The 19,767-nt window shown below is 70.1% G+C and carries 17 protein-coding genes; 5 read left to right on the top strand and 12 right to left on the bottom strand.

The features are described from left to right. Nucleotides 1-272: 272 nt before the first annotated feature. The 3 genes from AB0959_RS10325 to AB0959_RS10315 all read left to right on the top strand — a co-directional run bounded on the left by AB0959_RS10325 (nt 273) and on the right by AB0959_RS10315 (nt 5,363). On the top strand, nt 273-2,993 hold the full coding sequence (locus AB0959_RS10325) for an FG-GAP-like repeat-containing protein (protein WP_366825900.1): 2,721 nt from the start codon (nt 273-275) through the stop codon (nt 2,991-2,993). A 267-nt stretch (nt 2,994-3,260) separates the two neighbouring features. Beyond that, nucleotides 3,261-4,481, top strand: a complete 1,221-nt coding sequence (locus tag AB0959_RS10320) for an amidohydrolase family protein (RefSeq protein ID WP_366825899.1) — start codon at nt 3,261-3,263, stop codon at nt 4,479-4,481. A 78-nt stretch (nt 4,482-4,559) separates the two neighbouring features. Then, complete coding sequence (locus AB0959_RS10315; protein WP_366825898.1) at nt 4,560-5,363, top strand: glycosyltransferase; 804 nt, start codon at nt 4,560-4,562, stop codon at nt 5,361-5,363. Nucleotides 5,364-5,625: 262 nt separating this feature from the next. Here AB0959_RS10315 and AB0959_RS10310 read toward each other — a convergent pair whose 3' ends face one another. The 3 genes from AB0959_RS10310 to AB0959_RS10300 form a co-directional block, all read right to left on the bottom strand. Beyond that, nucleotides 5,626-9,783, bottom strand: a complete 4,158-nt coding sequence (locus AB0959_RS10310; RefSeq protein ID WP_366825897.1) for an AAA family ATPase — start codon at nt 9,781-9,783, stop codon at nt 5,626-5,628. A 492-nt stretch (nt 9,784-10,275) separates the two neighbouring features. Next, complete coding sequence (locus AB0959_RS10305) at nt 10,276-11,421, bottom strand: sugar ABC transporter permease (protein ID WP_366825981.1); 1,146 nt, start codon at nt 11,419-11,421, stop codon at nt 10,276-10,278. Between the two features lie 211 nt (nt 11,422-11,632). Further along, entirely contained in the window at nt 11,633-12,748 is a 1,116-nt protein-coding gene (locus tag AB0959_RS10300; RefSeq protein WP_366825896.1) for a substrate-binding domain-containing protein, read from the bottom strand. A 153-nt stretch (nt 12,749-12,901) separates the two neighbouring features. Between AB0959_RS10300 and AB0959_RS10295 the strand changes: the two genes are divergently transcribed. Next, nucleotides 12,902-13,330 carry an ATP-binding protein gene (locus AB0959_RS10295; protein ID WP_366825895.1) on the top strand — a complete coding sequence of 143 codons (429 nt, stop codon included), beginning with the start codon at nt 12,902-12,904 and terminating at the stop codon, nt 13,328-13,330. Between the two features lie 107 nt (nt 13,331-13,437). Here AB0959_RS10295 and AB0959_RS10290 read toward each other — a convergent pair whose 3' ends face one another. The 6 genes from AB0959_RS10290 to AB0959_RS10265 form a co-directional block, all read right to left on the bottom strand. Beyond that, nucleotides 13,438-13,800, bottom strand: coding sequence for a DoxX family protein (locus AB0959_RS10290; protein ID WP_366825894.1), 363 nt, complete (start codon nt 13,798-13,800; stop codon nt 13,438-13,440). Then, nucleotides 13,797-14,408, bottom strand: coding sequence for a TetR/AcrR family transcriptional regulator (locus AB0959_RS10285; protein ID WP_366825893.1), 612 nt, complete (start codon nt 14,406-14,408; stop codon nt 13,797-13,799). Before AB0959_RS10285 ends, AB0959_RS10290 begins: the two co-directional genes overlap by 4 nt. A 110-nt stretch (nt 14,409-14,518) precedes the next feature. Then, the gene (locus tag AB0959_RS10280) at nt 14,519-14,926 is read right to left on the bottom strand and encodes an NUDIX domain-containing protein (RefSeq protein ID WP_366825892.1); all 408 of its coding nucleotides are present in this window, start codon (nt 14,924-14,926) and stop codon (nt 14,519-14,521) included. A gap of 113 nt (nt 14,927-15,039) precedes the next feature. Next, a complete protein-coding gene (locus AB0959_RS10275; protein ID WP_366825890.1) occupies nt 15,040-15,939 on the bottom strand; it encodes a hypothetical protein in 900 nt (299 codons plus the stop codon). 276 nt (nt 15,940-16,215) lie between these two features. Continuing rightward, nucleotides 16,216-16,335: a DUF397 domain-containing protein gene (locus tag AB0959_RS10270; RefSeq protein WP_366825980.1), complete on the bottom strand. Its 120-nt coding sequence runs from the start codon at nt 16,333-16,335 to the stop codon at nt 16,216-16,218. Then, nucleotides 16,295-17,212 carry a helix-turn-helix transcriptional regulator gene (locus tag AB0959_RS10265; protein WP_366825889.1) on the bottom strand — a complete coding sequence of 306 codons (918 nt, stop codon included), beginning with the start codon at nt 17,210-17,212 and terminating at the stop codon, nt 16,295-16,297. The genes AB0959_RS10270 and AB0959_RS10265 overlap by 41 nt, the downstream gene beginning before the upstream one ends. Before the next feature lie 179 nt (nt 17,213-17,391). On the opposite strand from AB0959_RS10265, the gene AB0959_RS10260 reads away from it, so the two are divergent. Then, complete coding sequence (locus AB0959_RS10260) at nt 17,392-17,979, top strand: ATP-binding protein (protein ID WP_366825888.1); 588 nt, start codon at nt 17,392-17,394, stop codon at nt 17,977-17,979. A 23-nt stretch (nt 17,980-18,002) separates the two neighbouring features. Here the strand turns inward: AB0959_RS10260 and AB0959_RS10255 are convergent, their stop codons facing one another. From AB0959_RS10255 to AB0959_RS10245, 3 genes are all read right to left on the bottom strand, one after another. Then, entirely contained in the window at nt 18,003-18,341 is a 339-nt protein-coding gene (locus tag AB0959_RS10255) for a hypothetical protein (RefSeq protein WP_366825887.1), read from the bottom strand. A gap of 93 nt (nt 18,342-18,434) precedes the next feature. Then, the gene (locus tag AB0959_RS10250) at nt 18,435-18,938 is read right to left on the bottom strand and encodes an NUDIX hydrolase (protein ID WP_366825886.1); all 504 of its coding nucleotides are present in this window, start codon (nt 18,936-18,938) and stop codon (nt 18,435-18,437) included. Nucleotides 18,939-19,157: 219 nt separating this feature from the next. Then, nucleotides 19,158-19,727 (bottom strand): helix-turn-helix domain-containing protein, encoded by a 570-nt coding sequence (locus AB0959_RS10245; RefSeq protein WP_366825885.1) that lies wholly within the window; start codon nt 19,725-19,727, stop codon nt 19,158-19,160. Nucleotides 19,728-19,767 lie beyond the last annotated feature (40 nt).

The raw sequence follows: 19,767 nt of genomic DNA, 5'->3' as shown, positions 1-19,767 counted from the left end.
GGAACGACACGCACGGGCCGCCTCGCGCCGCACAAGGGCGCGGAGCGGCTCGTACGCCGGGCAGTACGGGAGGTTCGAACCAGGAAATCCTCTGTCCCCGGCAAAGACTCCGTCAGGGAGGGGCCCCGGCTGTGATGTTCGCGGGTCGCGGCTGTGATGTTTGCCGAGGTGGGTGCGCTGGGTATCTCGGGCCATCCATGTGACGGATGGGCCCCAAGTGCTTTCGGAACAAGCGCTTTCGAAACAAGTGCTTTCGACAGGGTGATTACGACATGGGGGGACCTTTGAGTCGCCGTACGTCACACGCGTACCAACCACTGAGCGTCAAGCGAAGAGCCTGGCTGACCCTCGGCGTCGTGCTTCTGGGAGGTGCGGGCGTCGTCACCTACGCCGTCGCCGGCCCCTCCGACGACGCGGGCGCGACCGCCAGGGCCAAGCGGCCGGTGAAGGTCCACGAGCTCGCTCTCAAGGGCACGGGCGGCAAGCGCGAACTGGCGCGCACCGGCACGGAGCAGTTCTCCCTGCTCGGCGTCTCGTGGACCGGCGCCACGAAGCGGGTCGACGGGACCGCGCAGGTACGCGTCCGCAGCAGCGAGACCGGCGAGTGGAGCGGCTGGCAGCGGCTGGAGGTCGACACGGATCCGCCGGAGAGCGTCCAGCCCGGTATGCGCGGGGCCTCGGAGCCGCTGTGGGTGGGGCCGTCCGACGGCGTGGAGGTGCAGGTCGTCCGGAAGAACGGCACCACGAGTGCCGTCCTGCCCAAGGGCCTCCAGGTCGACCTCGTCGACCCGGGTGTCGTGACGACCGCCGAGACCAAGTCGGTGGGCACCGAGATCGAACCGGCCGCGTACGTGGCCGAGGACACCGCGACCCCGACCGACACGGCCACCGCGACCCCGACGGACACCGTCACGGCCACCGACACCGCGACCGCGACGCCCACCGAGACCCCCAGCGACACGGCCACCGCGCCCGCACCCACGGACTCTCCGTCCGACTCGGTCTCTCCCTCGCCGAGCGAGACCAAGCCGGTCGCCCCGCCGTCCACGGTGACCGAACCCCCGATCATCAGCCGGGCCGGCTGGGGCGCGGACGAGTCGAAGGTCGACGACCCGCCCCAGTACATCGACAAGATCAGCGCCGTGTTCGTGCACCACACGGTCGGCTCGAACAGCTACAGCTGCGCCCAGTCCGCCTCGCTCGTGCGCGGCATCATGGCGTACCACATCGACGCCAACGGCTGGAACGACATCGGCTACAACTTCCTGGTCGACAAGTGCGGCCAGATCTTCGAGGGCCGCGCGGGCGGCGTCGACCTGCCGGTGCTCGGCGCGCACACGTACGGCTTCAACAGCTACTCCACCGGTATCGCGGTCCTCGGTGACTACGAGGGCGACGCGGCCAACGGCGTCCCGGCGGGGAAGCCGAGCCGGGCGGCCCTGGAGTCGGTGGCCCGCATCGCGGCCTGGAAGCTGGGCCAGTACGGCGGCGACCCGCTGGGCAAGGTCACGCTGACCGCCAAGGGCGACACCGGGGTGTGGAAGGACGGCCAGGAGGCCGCCCTCAACACCATCTCCGGGCACCGCGACGCGTACGCGACCGAGTGCCCCGGCACGAACCTGTACTCCCAGCTCGGCGAGATCCGCCGCTTCGCCGCGAGCGTCGGCAAGAACTCCGCGATCCCGACCGCCGACTTCAACCGCGACGGCGTCACCGACCTGGTCGCGGGTGTGCCGAAGGCGTCGGGCAGCGTCGGCAACGTCGTCGTCGTACCGGGCGGCACGGACGGACCGGTCGGCAGCGCCAGGCTGAAGATCACCCAGTCCAGCCCGGGCGTGCCCGGCACCTCCGAGTCCGGCGACGAGTTCGGCGCCGCGACCGCGTGGGGCGACGTCAACGGCGACGGTTACGCCGACCTGGCCATCGGCGCACCGGGTGAGGACGACACGTCCGGGAACGCCGACCGGGGCGCGATCACGGTCCTGTACGGTCCCGGCCTGAACACCGGCACCTCGTGGGCCACCACCGGTGTGACGAGCGCGGGCGCCAGGCTCGGCTCGGCCGTCACCGTCGGCGACTTCAACGCCGACGGCAAGGCCGACGTCTTCTCGGCCGGTACCGGGGGCGGCGGTTCCTGGAACGTCCACCTGACCGGCGGCGCCACCCAGTACGGCAAGCTGACCACGGCCACCGGGTCCGTCGCGTACACCGACGCCGCGACCGGCGACTTCAACCGTGACGGCTACGCGGACGTGGCACTCAACTACCGCGACCAGTCCGGCATCGGCAGGGTCACCTGGTTCAAGGGCACCGCCACCGGGCTCGTCAAGGTCAGCGTCCTGTCCGTCAAGGGCGGCCGCTCGATCGCGGCGGGCGACGTCAACGGCGACGGTTACGCCGACATCGTCATCGGCCAGCCGTACACGGCGGAGTCCGGCGCGTACAAGGGCGGCCAGGTCACGGTCGTGCCCGGCACCTCGACGGGCTTCACCACGACCGGCATGAAGACCGTCACCCAGGACACGACCGGGGTCCCGGGTACGGCCGAGGACGGCGACGCGCTCGGCTGGTCCGTCTCGGCGGGCGACTACAACGGCGACGGCTACGCGGACGTCCTCGCGGGCGCCCCCAACGAGGACATCACCCGCAGCGGCGCGAACCAGTCGAACGCCGGTACGACCCTGTTGCTCAAGGGCACCTCCTCCGGTCTGACCGGCTCCGGCGCCCTGGAGTTCAACCAGGACACCTCCGGCATCACCGGCTGGACGGAACCGAACGACAAGTTCGGCTCCGCCGTCGTCCTTCAGGACCTGTCCGGCTGGGGCCGCGCCGACCTCGCCATCGGAGCGGAGGGCGAGAACGCCTACGACGGCACGATCCTCCAGCTCGACAGCGGCAGCTCGGGCATCGACACGAGCGGAGGCGTCTACTACGGCCCCGACACCCTGGGCACGCCCACGGGCGCGCACCTGGGGCAGACTCTGACGCCATAACCCCTCCTCCCGTGACAGCGACCGGCCAGGACGACCACACGTCCTGGCCGGTCGCGGCATGTTGACCCGCCGGGCCCACGAGTCTGGTTTTCAGCCCGTCCGGCGTTCGAGGACGAGGCCGCAAGGCCGATGCGGGGGTCTGGGGGGCCCACCCCCACCCCCACACACCCGCACCCACCCACCCCCTTGCGGTCGCGATGGGTGACCCCTAACTTGAAACTGACGGATCGTCAGATACTGTGGTGCGGCACAGGGAGGGGCACGGGAATGGTCGGCAAGGACGGCGGCACAAAGGACCTGCCCAGGGTCATCAGCGTGGACGATCACGTGATCGAGCCCGCGCACCTCTTCGAGACATGGCTGCCGGCCAAGTACCGGGACAGGGGACCGAAACCCCTGACCGCCGGCATCGGCGAGCTGCAGTACATCGGCGGGAAGTACCGGTTCACCACCGACCCCGAGGGCCAGCTCACCGACTGGTGGGAGTACGAGGGCACCCTCTTCCCGTACAAGCGCATCATCGCGGCCGTCGGGTTCTCCCGCGACGAGATGACCCTCGACGGGATCACCCGCGAGCAGATGCGGCGCGGCTGCTGGGACCCGAAGGCCCGGCTGGAGGACATGGACGTCAACCACGTCGAGGCCTCGCTGTGCTTCCCGACGTTCCCGCGCTTTTGCGGGCAGACCTTCGCGGAGGCCAAGGACAAGGAGGTCGGTCTCGCGTGCGTCCGCGCCTACAACGACTGGATGGTCGAGGAGTGGTGCGGTGACAGCGGCGGCCGTCTCATCCCGCTGTGCCTGATCCCCCTGTGGGACGTCGACCTGGCCGTCGAGGAGATCCGGCGCAACGCGGCCCGCGGGGTGCGGGCGGTGACCTTCAGCGAGATCCCCACCTACCTCGGGCTCCCGTCGATCCACTCCGGCTACTGGGACCCGTTCTTCGCGGCGTGCGAGGAGACCGGGACCGTGGTCAACATGCACATCGGGTCGTCGTCGCAGATGCCGGCCGCGTCACCGGACGCGCCGCCCGCCGTACAGGCCTCGCTGAGCTTCAACAACGCGATGGCGTCGATGATGGACTTCCTCTTCTCGGGCGTGCTCGTGAAGTTCCCGCGCCTCAAACTGGCCTACAGCGAGGGGCAGATGGGCTGGATCCCGTACGCCCTGGAGCGCGCCGACGACGTCTGGGAGGAGCACCGCGCCTGGGGCGGGGTCAAGGACCTGATCCCGGAGCCGCCGTCGACGTACTACTACCGGCAGATCTTCTGCTGCTTCTTCCGCGACAAGCACGGCATCGAGGCGATCGAGACCGTGGGCGTGGACAACGCGACCTTCGAGACGGACTATCCCCACGTCGACTCGACGTGGCCGGAGACCAAGAAGGTGGCCGCGGAGCACGTGGCGGGCCTCCCCGACGACGTGACGTACAAGCTGCTGCGGGGGAACGCCATCAGGATGCTGGACCTGGCCTTCGATCAGGCGAAGTAGCCTTCGAGATCAGTTCGTACACTTCCGGTACGGGTGCTCACCGATCCCTCGTGGGGGCGCCACCCCGGAAGGGCCCGCATGAACAAGACCATCTCCGTCGTCACCCCCGTCCACGGCGAGGGCGCGCGTTTCCTGCCGGAGGCGTACGCGTCTCTTCGCTCCCAGGACCTTCCTGACGGCTGGTCATGGCAGTGGTGTGTGCAGGAGGACGGAAGCGACGTCGAGGCCGCCGCGTACCTTCCGGCGGACGATCCGCGCGTCCGTGTCTCCGCGTCCCGGCACGGCGGCCCCCACGTGGCGCGCACCTTGGCGTTCGCCCGGTCGACCGGTGTGTACGTGAAGAACCTGGACGCCGACGACCAGCTCACCGCCGGAGCCCTCGCGCGCGACATCGCCGTGCTGGAGGAGCACCCCGCGGTGGGCTGGACCACGTCCCGCGCGATCGACCTCCTGGAGGACGGCAACACCGTCTCCTTCGACGGCGACCCCGAACCCGGCCGCCTCCCGCGAGGGAGCGCGTACGGATTCTGGGCCGAGCACCGCCGGCCCCGGATCCATCCCGCCACGCTGTGTGTCCGGCGCCCGCTCCTGGCGCTGCTCGGCGGGTGGATGGCCCTGCCGGCCTCCGGCGACACGGGCCTTCTGCTCGGACTCGACGCGCTGGCGGACGGATGGTTCATCGGCGACACCGGCCTCGTCTACCGCAAGCACCCGGGACAGATCACCACACACCCGAACCACAGGGCCGGTGCGGAATGGGAAGCCCGGATGTCGTTGATCCAGGAGCATGCCAACGCCCTTCGCGCGTGGTCCGGCATCGCGGTCGATCCGGAGGCCCAGGCGCTCGTCGCCCCCCTCCGCGAACTGCGCGGCGGCCAGTGATCGTTCGCCGGGGCCCGGCGCCTTCCGTGCGGCCGGGCACGGGACATGCCACCGGGCGTGCCACCGGACATATCGCCGGACATACAAAGGGCCCGATCGCTGGCGACGGGGGATGCACCAGCGATCGGGCTGTCACCCAGCCTAACAAGGCTGCTGGTCCGGCGGGAGCCCACTCCTCAGCTGCACCGAGGACATGTGATCGGGATCACTCGACGCCGGTCGGCGAACACGGCGGCGACGGAAACGGAAAGCGCGCACTCCGTTACTGAGCGCACGGAGGGTCGTACGACAGACGTGGCAGATACTCGTTCCATTTCTCCGCGGTCAGGACCCCTCTCGTGGTCGAGCAAATGCGGTGAATGGCCGCGTCGACGTCCAGATTCCACAGCCGGACGGTATCGGTTCCGCTCGATATGCCGAGCATGTGGCTTTTGGGGCTGAAGGAGAGGAAATTCCCTGTCTTGGCGTTCGGGCTCATCGACTGGCCGATGGGAGCGGCCCCGGCGGGGTCGGAGACGTTCCACAGCCGGACCGTGTTGTCGTTGCCGCCACTCGCCAGCATGCGCCCGTCCGGGCTGTACGTCAGCGACACGACCGCTTCGGTGTGGCCGGTCAGAGGGGAGCCCAGCCGGGTCGCCTCGGCCGGGTCGGAGACGTTCCAGAGCCGGACCGTGTCGTCGTCGCCCCCGCTGGCCAGCGTGTGGCCGTCCGGACTGTAGGCGAGCGCGTTGACGGGTCCGGCGTGCCCCCTGAGCGGTGAGCCGATCGACGTGATGTGCGCCGGGTCGGTCACCTTCCACATCCGGATCGTGCCGTCGGCGCTGCCGCTGGCCAGTGTGCGGCCGTCAGGGCTGAATTCGAGGGAGTTGATGTAGCCCTTGTGGCCTCTGACCGGTGCGCCGTACGGAACGGCGTGGGACGGGTCGGTCACGTTCCACAACTGGAAGCGGCGGTCGTCGTATGCGGTGCCCAGCGTGCGCCCGTCCGGGCTGAACGCCAGCGAGTCGGCGCCCATGAACCGTGTCCGCAGCTCGAGGGGCCGCCCGTAGGGGACCGGCCGGGCCGGATCGGTGACGTTCCACAAGTACACCGTCCGGTTGCCCGTGAGGACCGCGAGAGTGCGGCCGTTGGGGGAGAACAGCACCTCCTGGCCGCCCTCCGCGCGCATGAGCGGCTCGCTCAGCGCCACCGGCCGGCCGGGCTTCTCCACGTTCCACAGCCGGACCCCGCCGTCGCGCGCGGCCGTGGCCAGCACCCGCCCGTCGGGGCGGAACTCCCCACTGCGGCCGATCATGTCCGACGCCGGAATCGACCACAGCCGGACCTTGCTGTCGCCGCTCCCCGTGGCGAGCGTCCGGCCGTCGGGGCTGAAGCCGAGGGCGTACATCTCGCCGCTGCTGCCCGCGAGCGGCTCGCCGACCTGCGACGGGTACTCCGGATCGCTCACGTTCCACAGGCTCGCCGTGCTGTCCGCGCTGGCGGCGGCGAGCTGCTGCCCGTCCGGGCTGAAGGCCACCGACCAGACGGGACCGGTGTGGCCGGTGAGGGGGGAGCCGACCGGCTTGGCGTGTGCCGGGTCCGCCACGTCCCACAGCCGGATCGTGTCGTCCGCGCTGCCGCTGGCGAGGGTACGGCCGTCGGGGCTGAAGGCCACGGAGTGGACCAGATCCGTGTGGCCGGTGAGGGGGGAGCCGACCCGCTCGGCGTGGGACGGGTCGGCCACGTTCCACAGCCGGATGCTGTCGTCGTCGCCTCCCGCCGCCAGCGTGCGGCCGTCGGGGCTGAACGCGACGGAGCGTACGGCGGCGGAGGCGCCGGTCAGCGTGTCGAGCGCCTTCGGCCGGCTCGGGTCGTCCACCTTCCACAGGCGCACCGTGTGGTCCTCGCCGACGGAGGCGAGGGTGCGTCCGTCCGGGCTGAAGGCGATCAGGTAGATCGTGCCCTTGTGGGCGGCCAGGGGCTCACCGAGGGGGGACGGGTGGCGGGGGTCCCGCACGTCCCAGAGCCGGATCGTGCCGTCGTCGCCGGCGCTGGCGAGGGTACGGCCGTCCGGGCTGAAGACCGCGCTGCTCACCCAGCTCGTGTGGCCGGTGAGGGGTTTGCCCAGTTGCTTGGGGCGGCTCCGGTCGCTCACGTCCCACAGACGGACGGTCCGGTCGTAGCTGGCGGTGGCGAGGGTCTGGCCGTTCGGGCTGAACGAGGTGAGATAGACGGCGCCGGTGTGACCGAGCAGGGGCGTGGCCAGCGGCGCGTTGACTATCGAGATCAGCCGGTTGCCCGCGTCCTCGTCGTCCGGGCGCAGACGGTGTGCCACCAGGTCGAGCTGGGCGGACAGCGACGGATCCGTGTACTGGACGCGGTCGGCCTCCGCGACGACCTGCTCGAACACAGCGTCGTTGCGCTGCTGCCAGGCGACGACCGCGGCACCGACGGCCACGATCGCCAGGACCATCAGGGCCGACACCGCACTCCTCCTGACCCACACCGTGCGTCGGCGCAGCCTGACCGACGCGGCCAGGAACTCCACCGCGCTCCGGGTCAGAAAGGTGCCACCGGCGTCCCTCGCGGACGTCGCGGACTTCGCCCAGGTGTGGGCCTGCTCCAGCCGCGAACCCCGGTAGAGCAGCGACGAGTCGCGGTTCGAGCCCTCCCAGGCCCTGCCGTCCTCCTCCAGCCGCTGCCGCAGCAGGTTGCCGCCCCGGTCCTCGTCGATCCAGTCGCGCAGCCGGGGCCAGGCGTGCAGCAGTGCTTCGTGGGTGATCTCCACGGTCTCCGCGTCGAGGGTCACCAACCGGGCGCGCACCAGAGCCTCCAGGGACTCCTCCGTCTTGCCCGGGTCCGTCGACTCCGCCGCCAGCTGGCGCCGCGTCCCCCGCCTGCGGGTGGCCTGGGTGTCCTCGCCCAGCCGCACGAGCCTGAGCAGGAGCAGCCGCGCGGCCGTACGCGCCGCCGGGTCGAGCCCGGACCAGGCCCGCTCGGCGGTCGCCGCCACCGCCCCCTGGATGCCGCCCGCCGCGCGGTAGCCGGACAGCGTCAGCCGTCCCGCCTTCCGCCGCTGCCAGGTGGCGAGCAGGGCGTGGGAGAGCAGCGGCAGCACCCCCGCGTCGTGCGCCCCTCGCGGGCCGTCGGCGCTGACCTCCCGGACGATCAGCTCCGCCAGCCCGGGTTCGAGCTCCAGCCCCACGGCCTTGGCCGGCCCGGTCACCGCTTCCCGCAACTCCGCGGTGGTCAGCGGCCCGAGCACCATGTGCCGGTGCTGCAGCGCGTCGGCCAGCTCCGGATACCCGAGGCACTGCTCGTAGAAGTCGGCGCGGATGCCGAGGACGACGAGGACGGGGGCGTCGGGGGCATGGGGGGCATCGAGTACATCGGGGGGCGTGGACGCGGCGTGGAGGATCTGGATGAAGGTGCTCCGGACCGCCTCGTCGGAGCAGAGGGTGAACGCCTCCTCGAACTGGTCCACGATGACGACGGGCCGCGCGGCGGACTCGGCGGCCTCGCGGTGCGCCCAGGCGGCGACGGCTTTCCGGGCGGCGTGGGCGAACTCGGGGGTACCGGGCTGTGGGGCGATGGGGGTGCCCGCCGGGGAGGTCGCTGCGGTGGGGGTGCCTGCTGTGGGGGCCCTCTCCGTGGGGGTCCTCTCCGTGGGGGTCCTCTCCGTGGGAGTGCCGACCGTGGAACTCTGTTGCGCGGAGACGAGGTGGGCGAGCTCGGGGATCCGGAGCGTCAGCTCCCCCAGAGGATCAGCTCCCGGCACGAGCTGGAGGACCTCCCTGGGCCGGCCGTCCCCGTCCAGGGCGCCGCTCCGCAGCGCGGGCACCAGTCCGGCGTTCAGCAGGGACGACTTCCCCGCCCCCGAGGCGCCGACGAGCATCACCAGGCCGCCCGGTTCCTCCGCCGCGCGCAACAGGGCGACGAGGGAGTCCGTGCTCCGCTCCCGGCCGAAGAACCACCGGGCGTCCTGCTGACGGTACGAGGCCAGACCCCGGTAGGGGCACACAGCACCGGGAACGGCCGGGGGTTCGGCCGGAGTCCGTTCCTTTCGCCCCTCTTCCGCCGGAGCCTCGGAAGGGTCCGCCGCCGGGTCCGCGACCGCGCGCTCCCACAGGCGCTGCCACTGGCCCAGGTCGTACAGGCCCGGGGACACGGGGGCGGGCTGCGAGCGCCGTGCCTGGGGGATCAGGATGTGCAGCACCGCCGCGAGGGCGGTGAACTGGGCGGGCACGTTCTTGGCCCGCCGCCAGTCGCTGATCCGCTGAGCGGAGACCCGTACGGGGCGCCCTCGTTCGTCGACCCGCTGAAGCCGGACGACCGCCTCGGACACGCTCTTGAGAGGAGGGTTACCGGCTTCCTTGTACAGCAACGCGAGACGTTCCGCGAAGGCCGTGCGTGCACCCGAGCCGGAACTCAAGGTCTCCACTCCCCACTTCCCCTCACTGTCCCCGTACCCGCGTCGCACCTGTCATCCGGACCGGAAAACTCACTTTATCCGGCTGACCTGCGGTTAATTCATCAAACCGGCACCGGAACCTCCTCCGGACGAGCCATACCTGGAAGGATCACGACGCAGGAGCGAACCACTCGCGCGGCGCCCGAACAGGCCATCAGCTCACGCTCGGAGACACAACATGACGCCGCATGTTCTCGGCCATCTTCCGCCGGAGTCAGGACACGGCGGCGACCGTCTCGTCGCGTGAGCCCAGTGGATCCGTGGAGCAGGTCCCCAGTGGACCGCTGCCGCGTCGACCACGGGTCCGGCCTGCCGTCGATCCGCACCGCTACGACGCGGATCGACGCCGCCCCGGAGTTCGGCACCGGTCCCCACGAGGGGAGGGACCGGCGCCGAACAAGGCGGCGCCAGCAGCCTTCCATCCGATCCGCGCGCTGATCCGACGTCCTGATCCGACGTCCCTCAAGCCCGCCAGCGCGACTCGGTGGCGCGCCGCGTCAACGAGTCGAAGGCCACGGCGGTGAGCAGCACCCCACCGGTGATCATGAGCTGGACCGGAGGATCGACGCCCAGCAGCGCCATGCCCGAGGCGATCGACTGGATGATGAGCACCCCCAGCAGCGCGGACCAGGCCGAGCCGCGTCCGCCGAACAGGCTGGTCCCACCGATGATGGCGGCGGCGATGGCGCTGATCAGCAGCGTGCCGGAGCCAGGGACCTGGCTCGCCGAGGTGAGCCGCGACGCGACGAACAGTCCGCCGACCGCGGCGAGGGTCCCCGAGACCATGAACACCGCGATCCGCACGCGGGCCACGTCGACGCCCGCCCGTCGGGCCGCCTCCACACCGCCGCCCAGCGCGAGGACCTTCCGGCCGTGCGGCGTGCGGCGCAGGAAGAGGTCCGAGGCGATGATGACCGCGAGGAAGATCAGGAGCGCGAGCGGCAGGCCCTGGAACCGGCCCAGCACGTAGACGGTGGCGAACGAGACCACCGCGAGGAGGGCGGTGCGTGCCCAGATCTCGCTCATGGGCCGGGACGGCATCCCGGCGGCGCTGCGGCGCCTGCGATCGTGGTACGAGACGAGGAGGTACGCGGCCGTGCCGAGTGCCGCCAGCCCGTAGGTGGCGACGGTGGCACCGAAGTAGCGGCTGGTCAGCATGGCGACCAGCCCGTTGTCGCCGACATTGATGGCGCTCTCCGGCGCCAGCAGGTAGAGCGTCAGGCCGTTCCAGGCCAGCAGGCCCGCGAGGGTGACGACGAACGCGGGTACGCCGATCCTGGCGAAGAAGAACCCGTGGACCGCTCCCGCGGCCGCGCCGGACACCACCGCGAGGATCACGGCGAGCCATTCCGGCATGCCGAGGTTCACGTTCAGCGACGCGAACACGGCGCCCGCCAGCCCGGCGAGGGAACCCACCGACAGGTCGATCTCGCCGATCAGCAGCACGAAGACGATGCCGACGGCGACCATGCCGGTCCCGACGATGTCCACGCTGAGGACGGACAGGTTGCGCGGCGAGAGGAAGTTGTCGTTGAGGCCCTGGAAGATCACCCAGATCACGGCGAGAGCGATCAGCACCGGGACCGGACCGAGTCCACCTTGACGCAGTCTGCGGCGTACCGCGTCGGCGTACGCCCTGAGCCGTCGCCCGCCGTCGGGGTGTCGGCCGAGGGCGGGCGCGGCATCGGAGGCGGGCGCTCGGGCCCGCCTCCCCCTCACGGCCACGCCTCCTCCGGGCGTGCCGGGCGGCGGGGGACGCCGTACGACGTCAGCGGGGGCCGAACCGGCACGGGGCCACCTCCTTCCGCCTCGGACGGGCTCATCCGGTGAGTCCGGCCTTGGCGCAGGCGGACCGGAGATTCGGAGCACAGATCTGATTGACGGTGTACAAACCGTCCTTGATCACGGTGTCCTTGATGTTACCGACAGTCACCGATACCGACGGGAGCAGAACCGCCGGGATGTCCTTCTTGCTGCCGTTGTCGACGGTGCCGGTGGCGATGGATCCGACCGGCTTGCCGCGCCCCAGGGCGACGGCCATCTCGACGGCGGCGTCGGCCGCGGGCTTGAAGGGCTTGTAGACGGTCATGTACTGGTCGCCCTGGACGATGCGACGCACCGCCGCGAGATCGGCGTCCTGGCCGGTGATCGGGGGCAGCGACTTGACCTCTGCGGCGCGGAGGGCGGAGACCACGGCGCCGGCGAGGCTGTCGTTGGCCGCCAGAACGCCGTCGATGTTGCCCGCGCCCAGGGCGGCGATGGCGCCGGTCATGTTGACGAAGGCGTTCTCCGGCCGCCATCCGACGGTGTCGTACGACCTGCCGATCTTCACCTTGCCGTCGAGGACGGAGAGCGACCCCCTCTTGAACCAGCCCGCGTTGGGATCGATCGTGGCGCCGTTCATCATGACGATCTGGTCGTCCCGTGCCTTCGAGCCCAGGGCCTTCAGAAGCGCCTCGCCCTGGAGCCTGCCGACCTTCGCACCGTCGAAGGTGACGTAACCGGAGATCGGTCCCTCCGCGAGCCGGTCATAGGCGACGACCGGGATACCGGCCCGTTCTGCGGCCACGACCGACGGGCGCAGCCCCTCGGCGTCGATGGCGGCGAGGATCAGGACGTCCACACCCTTGGTGATCATGGCTTCGAGCTGCTGACGCTGGACCGCCGGGTCGGGCGTGGCCCCCACGGTCGCCGCCGGGCAGTCCGGGCACAACTCCTTCAGCTTCTTCTCGATCAGGGGCCTGTCGAACTGCCCGAAGCGGCCGGCCCCGCCCCCCGGGAGCAGCACACCGACGGTGAGGCTGTCGCCGCCCCCGCCCTTGCTGTCCCCACCACAGGCCGCGGACAGCACGAGCCCGCCGGCCACCGCGACCGCCACGGCCACACGGGTGAGGGACCTATGTTTCACGGCTGGAAGGCCGGCACCGAGACGCATCTTCGGCCCCTTAGGATCTGTCCTGCTTTGCCCCATAAAAGACACTTAATGCCAAGCGTAGGGCACCGCGTAGGACACCCCTCACCGACGGCCACCTCCCACCGGGCGGAACGAACGCTGGTCGAGCGGCCTCGGCCACGACAGGATGCCGCCATGCGCGACGCCGACGCGGGACACGAGCCCAGACTGATCCTGCTGTGCGGACTTCCTGGCTCTGGAAAGACGACGCTGGCGAAGCGGCTGGCACGTGAGATCCCGGCAGTGCGTCTGTGCCCGGACGAATGGATGGCGGATCTCGGCATCGACCTGTTCGACGAGGGGACACGCGACCGCCTCGAGAGGCGATTCTGGGCCCACGCGCAGCAGTTGTTGCGGCTCGGACAGACGGTGATCCTGGAGTTCGGGTTCTGGGGACGCTCCGAGCGGGACGAGAAACGCCTCCGGGCCCGGGGCCTCGGCATTCCCGTCGAACTGCACTACCTGCGGGCGCCGATCGACGAACTGGGTCGCCGCCTCGAAGCCCGCAACGGACGGGGCGAGTGCGGAACTGTCCCGATCACCCGACAGCTGCTCGAGGGGTAACGCGCAGCTCTTCGAGGCCCCGACCCCTCAGGAGCTGGGCCTCTTCGACGAGCCGCTCCCGGGACGGTGACCTTGCGGACGTTCACCGTCGTTTTTCACCGCGGTTCTCATGCGGCGTACGAGACGGTCAGGACGGCGACCGCGAATGAGAGCATCCCCAGGCAGTTCAGCCAGAACTCCTGCCGGAGGAACCGCGCCCGTATGTGGGCGTAGACGGCGCACAGGAAGTAGGCGACGACCCCGACGTTCGCCGCGAGACCGATCCCGTCGTACGCCAGGCCGGCGACAAGGCCCGCCGCGGCGAGCAGCTTGATCACGACGAGGGTCCACCACCATTCGCGGGGCAGGCCCACCCCGTCGAGGCAGCCCTGGATGAAGGCCGGCGGACGGATCGACAGCAGTGCGTCGACAAGCAGGGCGAGGGCCAGCAGCGCCGTGGGCCACCAAAGGCTGGGGACGTGGAACATCATTTCTCCGGTCGGTTCACGATGAGGCTGACGACGTCGCGAAACTGCTGGCGTCCGACGTCCTCGGGAAGCGCGCCGTTCGACATCGTCATCAGGATGCCGAGGTAGGCGAAGTAGATCGCTCGGGCTGCCCCGCCCGCCTGGTCCTCGTCGTGCCCCGCTCGGGAGAGCAACTGCTGGATCTCGCCGATCAGGGTCAGTCCGAGGTTCAGGAAGATCGCGGACTCGTGTCGGCCACGCACGATCGTCGCCGCGTACTCGCGCGACAGCTCGAGGTCGCGCGCGAAGTATTCGAGGAACGGTTCGATCAGCCCGATGACGTGGTCGACCGCGTCGACCGCGTCGGCCGACGGCTGCTCGGATCGGCCTCGGTCGCGCTCTTGGTGCACGGCGTCGATCCAGCCGTCGAAGATCGCCACGAGCAGCCCCTGCTTGTCGCCCACCGCCATCACACTGCCCGAGCTGAGCCCGGCCTCGGCGGCGATCTGCCGGACGGTCGTCGCGTCAAAACCCTGCTCACGGAAGAGCCGCTCCGCCGCCGCGAGCACCTTCTCCCGCGAGATCCGCCGGCGCTCGGCGCGAGACTGAACACGTTCACTGAACACGTTCACAACCTAGCGCGGACTGGACCCGATCACAAGCACGCGCCGGATGGGCGCAGTTGGTCAACGGGCAGTCGTGGCAGTTGCTGCACTCCGCTGCTGTACAGCGGTCACAGGGTTCAGGAAAGCCGCCCGGCCTCGTGAAGCGCGTCGAAGACCATCGCGTCGATGACCGAGACCCGCTTCCGATCGGCGTAGCGGAACCACGCCTTCTCGGCGATCTCCCGCGACGGAGTCAGCTCACCGCGGTGATCGGCGGTGTAACAGATCATCCGGAAGGGGCCGTGCTCGGGATGGCCCTCGCCGATCTCGAAAGTGCCGAAGTGCACCATGGAGCCGGGGCTGATCACCGCTTGCAGTTCCTCGTCGATCTCCCGCACCAGGGTCTGGCTGTCGGACTCGCCCGGCTCACGATGACCGCCCGGGAAGTAGAAGCGATCTCTGCCGTGACTACGCGTCACCAACACCAGGTCGTCCCGAACCAGGACCCACGCCACCTTCTCCGGCACCCCGCTGCCATTCATCATGGCGGGAACGTATCGGAGGGCATCGCCTGCGTCAGCCGTCCGCACACTGAGCTTGGGAAGCTCGGGTGAAGCAGCCTCCCACCTGCGGATGGACCGCACGCCCAGCCATCGGCTCAGGCGGCGTCGGAGAGGCGCTGCTCGCGCCGTCGGCAGTCCCGGCAGCGGCCGGGTTCGGCCGAGCGGAATCCCCGGTCGCAGCCGTCGCAGTTCCGCATGGGTACGACGGCCGGACCCGCTGGGAGTTCCGCGCTTCTCCTCGGTGTGGCCAGGGGAGTCTCCTTGAGCCGGTAGGCGAGGATGCCGGCCGGGCGGGTCAGGAGTTGGCCCGGGAGTCTCGCGGTGAGGTGGTCCGTGATCTGTGTGGGTAGAAGGCCTGCCGCGAGCCACCGGGTGACGCCCGGGGCGAGGCGGGCAGCCTCCTGCTCGGACAGGACAAGGCGGGGGTCCACCCGGCGCAGGGCGGCGAGTACGGCGATGGCCTGTGGGTCGGTCTCGGTGAGCTCGGTCAGTGACTCCGCCTTGGTCGGGGCGGGGGCCTGCGCCGTTTCCGGCACGGTCGCCGTCGCGGGCGTGACGGCCGCAGCGGCGGGCCGCTTCCGGGACCGCCGCGGTGTGGGCGGCTCGGGCGGCTCGGGCGGGCTGTCCGGATCGGGGTCGGAACCGCCGCCGGGCACGTCGTAGAAGTACGTCCGGGTGCGGACCTGCCCGGTGGGCGTCCGCTCGCGTCGGCGCTCCAGGTGTCCGGCCGCTTCGAGTTCTCTGAGCGCCCGCGAGATGAGGATCTCGCCCTCGCTGAAGTGCTCGCACAGGGCGGCGATGGTCACGGGGTAGCCGTCGGGCAGGGAGGAGATGTACGCCGCGACACCCACCGTAACCGCGCTGCCGCGCCGTTGCGCGAGGTCGTTGGAGATCACGGTGAAGTCGGCGGTGAGGCGGGTGCGTACGTGGATCACGCCGGAGGTCGGAGCTCCGGCGTCGGCGCGCAGGGGCGCGTTAGACTGCGGGTCAGCCATCGGGAAGCGTTCTCTTCCTGATCGGTCAGGCCCTCGTTCGGGATGCCAGTCCCGGCGGGGGCCGTCGTCTGTCTGGGGTTGTCGCGGTGAACGTAACCGCCCGCATCCCACGCCTGCAAGCTGGTCACTCGGACGGGTGACGAGGGCTTTCTGGCCGGGGAGGGTGGGTGGGCGGGTAGTTCTTTCCCCCGGTTCTTTGAGGAGGTCAGTGGCCCGCCGGACCCTCGCGGACAAGGGCCCGGTGAGCCTGGAGGACCAGGAAACCGGACGGTGGTGTCAGGCCTTCAACTCGCCTATGAACGCGGCCCAGGAGCCGGCTTCGAAACACAGCGCCGGACCGTGCGGGACCTTGCTGTCACGGACGGGGACGACGGTTGCCCGGAACCCGTCGGCCACCTCCACGCAGTTGCCGCCCTCCTGATTGCTGTAGCTGCTCTTGCGCCAGACGACGCCGTTCAGATCGGGATGGGACCTTCGCTCCACGGTGGTTGTCCTCCATCACGGATCGGATCATGTCGAGCGACATGAGCGGGGGCAGAGCTGCCGCCCGCAGCCGATCGTAGGCCAGCGTGAAACTCCTGACCTCGTCCGGATCCTCGATGAGTTGGCCGTAGTGCGCGCCTTCGGTGTAGGCGATCTCCGAGCCGTCCGGCATGGTGAGCACCGTGAGCGAACCACCCATGGCATCGTGCTCGCCCCGGTGGAACGGCAGTACCTGCACGGTGATGTGAGCTACCGTCACTGTCCCGATCAGCCGCGCCAACTGCTCACCCATCACGGTCTGGCCGCCGACCGGACGCCGGAGCACCGCCTCGTCGAGGACCACCCACAGCTCGGGCCGACCGGGAGTAACGAGCCGCTCCTGTCGTCCCAGGCGAAGGGAGACCCGCTCCTCCAACTGCTCCTGGCTACCGAGCGTTCGACCGACGCTCAGTACGGCCCGTGCGTAATTCTCTGTCTGCAGCAAGCCCGGCACCACGTGGGACGCGTACTCGCGGATGGCCACCGCCCGCTCCGAGTACTCCATGAACTTCCGCGACCAGTCCGGAAACGCCTCCCGGTACACGTATGGCCACAACTCGACCAGCAGATCATCCGCCCCCAGTGCCGCGTCCAGCGCACGAGCCAGTTCCAGCGTCGGCTTGGCTCCGGACGCCCGCTCGATCTGCGTGATCCGCGTGCTCACCACGTGCGTTCTGTCGCCGAGCTCTGCCTGGGTCAGTCCGGCCGCCGTACGGAGCCTGCGCACCCGTGCACCGAACAGGGCCGCCATTGACGTACTGGGGTCAATTCCGTTGGCCAAAGCGTCACTTCCGTTCCTTACGGGATGAAAAGTAAGGCTGTGTCACCTGTCGAGCGTAGGGCGATCAGGCGACTCTTGAGTGCGGAAAGTGATGGATCGTGCACATCGTGCGACATCTCAGTGCTCGACGGACAAGGACGGAACACCCCGTGCTGACAGAAACGACCGTCCCGGCGGACGAACCGGGGCGTGGCGCCGCGCCCCTGGCGGTGGAGGTGGATGCGGGGGCGGGTGCAGGTGCTCTTGCCGACGTACAAAGCGAACTGGCGCCTCTTGTAGCGCAGTTCGCCCCCTCTCCGCAGGGTGCGCGACTGGCCCGGAGGCTCTCCGTACGTCGCATGGAGGAGTGGGGGTATCCGCCGGCGTCGGACGTGTCGTGCGCGGTCGCCCTCGTCGTCGCCGAACTCGCCGCGAACGCTGTGCGGCACGGCCGTGTGCCAGGACGGGACTTCGGCCTCCGACTCGCTCTCGATACGGCGGCGGGCCTGGTTCGCGTCGAGGTCGCGGACGCGGCCTCCGCGAAACGGCCCCCCGAGGCCCCGCCGGCGCCGACCCCTGAGGGCGAGTCGGGCCGAGGGCTGCTCCTGGTGGATGCCCTGGCTGTGCGCTGGGGTTCGGTGCCGCGTCACCCGCTGGGCAAAACGGTGTGGGCGGAAGTGTCCATCACCTCACCAGCATTCTCCGCGCAGGCCCGGCGGTGCCCCGGGGCGGAGAACGCCATGACGGAACGCCCTTGAGTCGACACTCGGCAGTGCGCGCCTCAGAGGTCGACTGGCGACGCGTCGGCGCCGAGCCGGGGGACCACTCGGGTCATCAGGCGCTCTTCCAGGACGGATGCGTAGATGGCGGCTCGGGTGGCGGCGGGGTGGCTCGGCGGCCAGATTCCTCGGCGGAAGACGCAGCGGCGACCGCGAAAGAGCACCACTGTGGTGGCGACGACGACCATGTCGCCCGTAGCGCCGGACACGACTTCGCAGGTGAGTGACTCCAGTTCACTGCCCCGTCGTTCGCAGAGATCCTGGACAGCCCGGCGGGCGGACCGCAGGAATACGTCCGTGTATTCCTGCTGCCCGCCCCAGTCGGCGGAGGGGTCAGTCATCACGGTTGTGCATCGCGCTGTCCGCCGAGGCCAGGACGACCTCAGTACTCCGGCTGTAGATCGTGATCTTCATATGGTGGCCACTGTCCGGCGTCACCATCGGGCGACGAGCGTCTCTTGCTTGCCCCGGTTGCGGTACAGCCAGGTGGTCCCCGGAGCGATGGCCCCGGTCAGATAGCCGACGATGGGCTCCCGCTGCGTTGCGCTGTCCAGCTCGCCGAGCAGCTTCAGGGCCTCGGGCAAGGGAAAAAAGGCGGCCTGTTTGATGTCGTCGTCCTCCGGGGCGATGTCCCCCGACCACTCGTCGATCTCGAAGGCGGCGGCCAGCGCCGAAGGGTGCTGTTCGGAGTCGATGTGCATGAGGAATGCGGTCCGTACCGGGTCGCCCACCACCAGCCCGGTCTCTTCCTGCAGCTCGCGCCGGAGGGCTTCGTGCATGAGCTCGCCGTCCTCGACCCCGCCACCGGGGAGGGACCAGAGCATCTCGCCGTCGGTACCTAGGCTCTCTCGCACGAGCAGGACCTCGTTGCCTCTGCGGATGATGCCAATGACCAGCTGCACCCGGGGCGCTGGGGCCTTCGAATCCTCTGCCGTCATGCCGCAGACCGTACGTGATGGCCAGTTCGCCGGTAGCCGTGCCGGGGCGGAGAAGGGGGCGCCACCGTTGATCATCGCGAGCTGTGTGGACTTAGGATCGTCCGCGCCCACCAGCACGCGGCCGGCGCCCGTACTGAACCGCCACCGTACCGGGCTGTTGGCGTCAGGCGGTGGTGTCAGGCAGAGAGAGTGGCTTGACGACCAATGCCAGTGCCTCGGTCAGACCTCCTCAACCGGGAACACCTCGTCGACAGCTCGGCGCAGTGTTTCGCGGACGACCGCCGGGTCGCCGAGTTCTGCTGCCTGGAACGCGCCGTCGTGCAGCAGGACGAGTAGGCGCGCGGCGTGCTCGGGGTCCGAATGGCCCAGGTCGGTGGAGAGTTCGCGGAACACCTCGAACAGCCAGGTGCGCTGGTCGTCGATGACCGCGCGCACCGGATGGGTGCGGTCGGGGTACTCGGCGGCCGCGTTGAGGAACTGGCAGCCGCGGAAGCCGTCTTCGAGGGTCGCGTCGCCGAGGACGGCCATCACCGCACGGATCGCCTCGCGCGGTGACTTCCCGTCTCGCGCACGGCCGACGGCGTCCCGGATCCCCTCGGCGGTCGTCGTGAGGTAAGCGGAGACCAGGTCGTCCTTGCTGGGGTAGTGCCGGTAGAAGGTGGCGCGCGTGACCTGGGCCTCGGTGATGAGGCGTTCGACACCGACAGCGTGGATGCCCTCCGCGTAGAACAGGCGGGACGCGGTGCGCAGCAGCCGGTCCTTGGGGTGGAGCTCCGAGGCGGTCGTCATACACCCATCGTAGAGAAAGACCAGTCGTTCTGGGCGGTCG

It is taken from the genome of Streptomyces sp. NPDC046862 (assembly GCF_040704615.1).
Lineage (GTDB): Bacteria > Actinomycetota > Actinomycetes > Streptomycetales > Streptomycetaceae > Streptomyces.
Note: the sequence above shows the minus strand (reverse complement) of the source record. Positions and strands in the feature narration are given on the sequence as shown.

Coding starts and splice junctions, on each gene's coding strand:
- AB0959_RS10325 (WP_366825900.1), top strand. CDS start 273: ATGGGGGGACCTTTGAGTCGCCGTACGTCACACGCGTACCAACCACTG.
- AB0959_RS10320 (WP_366825899.1), top strand. CDS start 3,261: ATGGTCGGCAAGGACGGCGGCACAAAGGACCTGCCCAGGGTCATCAGC.
- AB0959_RS10315 (WP_366825898.1), top strand. CDS start 4,560: ATGAACAAGACCATCTCCGTCGTCACCCCCGTCCACGGCGAGGGCGCG.
- AB0959_RS10300 (WP_366825896.1), bottom strand. CDS start 12,748: ATGCGTCTCGGTGCCGGCCTTCCAGCCGTGAAACATAGGTCCCTCACC.
- AB0959_RS10295 (WP_366825895.1), top strand. CDS start 12,902: ATGCGCGACGCCGACGCGGGACACGAGCCCAGACTGATCCTGCTGTGC.
- AB0959_RS10290 (WP_366825894.1), bottom strand. CDS start 13,800: ATGATGTTCCACGTCCCCAGCCTTTGGTGGCCCACGGCGCTGCTGGCC.
- AB0959_RS10280 (WP_366825892.1), bottom strand. CDS start 14,926: ATGATGAATGGCAGCGGGGTGCCGGAGAAGGTGGCGTGGGTCCTGGTT.
- AB0959_RS10275 (WP_366825890.1), bottom strand. CDS start 15,939: ATGGCTGACCCGCAGTCTAACGCGCCCCTGCGCGCCGACGCCGGAGCT.
- AB0959_RS10265 (WP_366825889.1), bottom strand. CDS start 17,212: ATGGCGGCCCTGTTCGGTGCACGGGTGCGCAGGCTCCGTACGGCGGCC.
- AB0959_RS10255 (WP_366825887.1), bottom strand. CDS start 18,341: ATGACTGACCCCTCCGCCGACTGGGGCGGGCAGCAGGAATACACGGAC.
- AB0959_RS10250 (WP_366825886.1), bottom strand. CDS start 18,938: ATGACGGCAGAGGATTCGAAGGCCCCAGCGCCCCGGGTGCAGCTGGTC.
- AB0959_RS10245 (WP_366825885.1), bottom strand. CDS start 19,727: ATGACGACCGCCTCGGAGCTCCACCCCAAGGACCGGCTGCTGCGCACC.